Raw genomic sequence first — 3,051 nt, 5'->3', positions numbered from 1 at the left:
GCCACGCGGGCCGCGCCGGTGAGGGTCGCGAAATCGACCAGCAGCTCCGGCTTGTCGTCGTCGGCATAGGCCAAAGCGTCGGCGAGGATGAGCCGGCCTTCGGCGTCGGTATTGCCGATCTCGACGGTAAGGCCCTTGCGCGAGCGATAGACGTCGCCGGGGCGGAAGGCCTCGCCCGAGACCGAGTTTTCGACGATGGGAACGAGCAGGCGCAGCGAGGCGTCGACATTCGCGGCCATGATCATGGCGGCGGCCGCGATCGCCGCCGCCGCGCCGCCCATATCCTTCTTCATCAGCGCCATGGCGCTGTCCGGCTTGATGTCGAGGCCGCCCGAATCGAAACAGACGCCCTTGCCGACCAGGGTCAGCTTGCGCGCGCGTCTCGGCTTCCAGCGCAGCTCGACCAGGCGCGGCGCGCGTGGCGAGCTTTTGCCGACGGCGTGAATCAGCGGGAAATCCTTCTCAAGCTTTTCGCCGCGCACGACGGAGACCTTGGCGCCGAATCGTTCCCCGACCGCGCGAATGGCGGCCTCCAGCTCGTCGGGGCCGAGATCGTTGGCGGGCGTGTCGATCAGGTCGCGGGCGAGCGCGACGCTGCTGGCGACAGCCTCGATTTCGGCGGCGTCGATTCCCTCCGGCGCGACCAGATGCGCGGCCTCGCGCTGCTGTTTGTAACGCGCGAAGCGATGGCCGCCGAGTAGAAAGGCCAGAGCCGCGAGATCGGGCCGCGCCGGGGCGTTGGCGAGGCGATAGACGCCCGCCGGCAGCAGATTGGCGAGCGCGCCGATCTGGAACGGATCGGCGTTCGGGCCGGCGTCGACGAGAAAGACGGCGCCCGGCGCGCCCTCCGCCGCGACGAACCAGAACAGGCGGCCGGTCTTGGCCTCGAAGCCGGTCGTGGCGGCGAATCGCAGGGCGTCCGGCGGCAAATCCCTGGGGAGACCCTCGGGCAGGCCGCGCGCCTTTTCGGCGGCCTTCAGCGCGGCGGCGAAGGGCTTGGCCTCGATCAGCCAGACGGGGATGCTTTTTTCTCCGGGGCTCGCGAATTTCAGGGCAGGCAGGTCAAACATGGCAGGGCGCTCCGTCCGGCGCGTTAACGTTCTATTGATTTATTAACGCTCTATTAGGGTTAACGAAATATTCCTTTGCAGAGAAGCGCGACGGGCCGCGTCGCCGGAGGGTTGCGGGACATGGGTGGAGCTTTCTTGAAGCCGCGCGCGCTGGGCGGCGTCGCCATCGTCGCGCTGCTGGCCCTTTCCGGGTGCAAGACGGTGAGCATGGACGATGTGACGGGCTCGCTCGGCGCGCCGAGCAAGCCGGCATCCAACGCGCCGGCGGATTTGCGGGCCTTTTCCGATCAGTTGCGGCAGCGCTACGAAGCCCATCCCGACGACAAGAAAATCGCCATGGCCTATGCGAAATCGTTGCGGGCGCGTGATCTCAACGACCAGGCGGCGGCGGTGTTGCAGAATCTCGCGATCAAGAATCCGCGCGACCGCGAAGTGCTGGCGGCCTATGGCAAGGCGCTGGCCGACGCCGGCCAGTTGCAGCAGGCGCAAAGCGTGCTCGAAGGCGCCGATTCGCCGGATGATCCCAATTGGTCGGTGGTTTCGACGCGCGGCTCCATCGCCGACCAGCTCGGCGACCACAAGGCCGCGCAGGATTATTACGAAACGGCGCTCAAGCTCGCCCCCGGCGAGCCATCGGTTCTCTCCAATCTCGGCCTGTCCTACGCCTTGTCCCGCAATCTGCCGCAGGCCGAAAGCGTGTTGCGCGAGGCGGCGGCGAGCCCGCGCTCGGACATGCGCGAAAGGCAGAATCTCGCTCTGGTGCTCGCCCTGCAGGGCAAGTTCCCGGAAGCCGAGCAGGTTTCCGCGCGCGATCTGTCGCCGGAACAGGCCCGCGACAATGTCACGGCGATCCGCCAGATGATCTCGCAATCCAACGCCTGGCGCGATATCCAGACCGCTTCGGCGCCCCGCAAGACGGAGCGGATGAGCGTCGACGCCGCCGCGCGCTGACGGATTTTTCAGACCCGGCAAAAGAAAATCGGCGGCCTGCTTTCCGGCAGGCCGCCGATTTTCTTTTGTTGGGCCAAGTCCCCGCTTCGGCGCAAAGCGCCGCCGCCTCAGTAAGAGTGTGAGATCTGGATCGCGGCCGGCGTCATGATGACCGCGAACAGCACCGGCAGGAAGAACAGGATCATCGGCACGGTGAGTTTCGGCGGCAGCGAGGCGGCCTTCTTCTCGGCCTCCATCATGCGCTGGTCGCGCGATTCCTGCGACACCACGCGCAAGGCGGTGCCGAGCGGCGTGCCATATTTCTCCGCCTGAACCAGCGAGGTGACGATGTTCTTCACGCCGTCGAGGCCGGTGCGCTTGTAGAAATTATCATAGGCGGTGCGGCGATCCGGCAGATAGGACAATTCGGCGGTGGTCAGCGTGAATTCCTCGGCGAGCGGAACCGAGCGGACGCCGATTTCCGTGCTGACGCGCCGAAAGCTCTGCTCGATCGACATGCCGGATTCGACGCAGATCAGCAGCAGGTCGAGCGCGTCGGGAAAGGCGCGCTTCATGTTGAACTGGCGCTTCGAAATGGTGTTGGAGACATAGAGCTCCGGACCCTTGAAGCCGAGATAGGCGGTGCACATCACGATCGACAGGCGCATCATGAAGGTCCAGTCGGTCTTGATCAGCACGAAGACATAGAGCGCGGCGGTAAGCGCCATGGTGATGGGCGTGACGAGACGGAAGAACAGGAAGCCGACCTCGGCTTGCGGTCCGCGGAAACCGGCCATGGTCAGTCTGGCCTTGGCGTTGTCGGCGCCCAGCCATTTCGACAGGCTGAACTTGTCGACGATGTCCTTCATATAGGCCTTCGGCGTCGGGCGCAGGCGGCCGGCGTTGCGGTTCACCATCTTTTCGCGCTCGCGCGCGCGGATGCGCTCCCGCTCCGAGGCGACCAGCTTCATCCGATCCGACAGCTTGTCGCCTTCGAGCACCGGCAGGCCGATCGAGATCAGGCTGGCGATGGTGAAAATGCCGACGAGCA

General features: G+C 65.7%; 3 protein-coding genes. 1 reads left to right on the top strand and 2 read right to left on the bottom strand.

Annotated features, from left to right (window positions below):
* Window positions 1-1,070: M17 family metallopeptidase (locus ACE3S9_RS17590; protein ID WP_374547779.1), on the bottom strand; the 1,070-nt coding region annotated here is incomplete at its 3' end.
* A gap of 120 nt (window positions 1,071-1,190) precedes the next feature.
* Between ACE3S9_RS17590 and ACE3S9_RS17585 the strand changes: the two genes are divergently transcribed.
* Window positions 1,191-2,021 carry a tetratricopeptide repeat protein gene (locus ACE3S9_RS17585; protein WP_374547778.1) on the top strand — a complete coding sequence of 277 codons (831 nt, stop codon included), beginning with the start codon at window positions 1,191-1,193 and terminating at the stop codon, window positions 2,019-2,021.
* A 107-nt stretch (window positions 2,022-2,128) separates the two neighbouring features.
* On the opposite strand, the gene ACE3S9_RS17580 is transcribed toward ACE3S9_RS17585, so the two are convergent.
* Window positions 2,129-3,051 (bottom strand): type II secretion system F family protein (locus tag ACE3S9_RS17580; protein WP_374547777.1); only part of this gene is annotated, 923 nt, incomplete at its 5' end.

Source organism: Rhodoblastus sp. (assembly GCF_041915505.1).
Taxonomy (GTDB): Bacteria; Pseudomonadota; Alphaproteobacteria; order Rhizobiales; family Beijerinckiaceae; genus Rhodoblastus.
This window is presented reverse-complemented; position numbering and strand designations above follow the sequence as displayed.

Bases quoted from the DNA above. Each gene is read 5' to 3' on its own strand.
- ACE3S9_RS17585 (WP_374547778.1), top strand. From the start codon at position 1,191: ATGGGTGGAGCTTTCTTGAAGCCGCGCGCGCTGGGCGGCGTCGCCATC.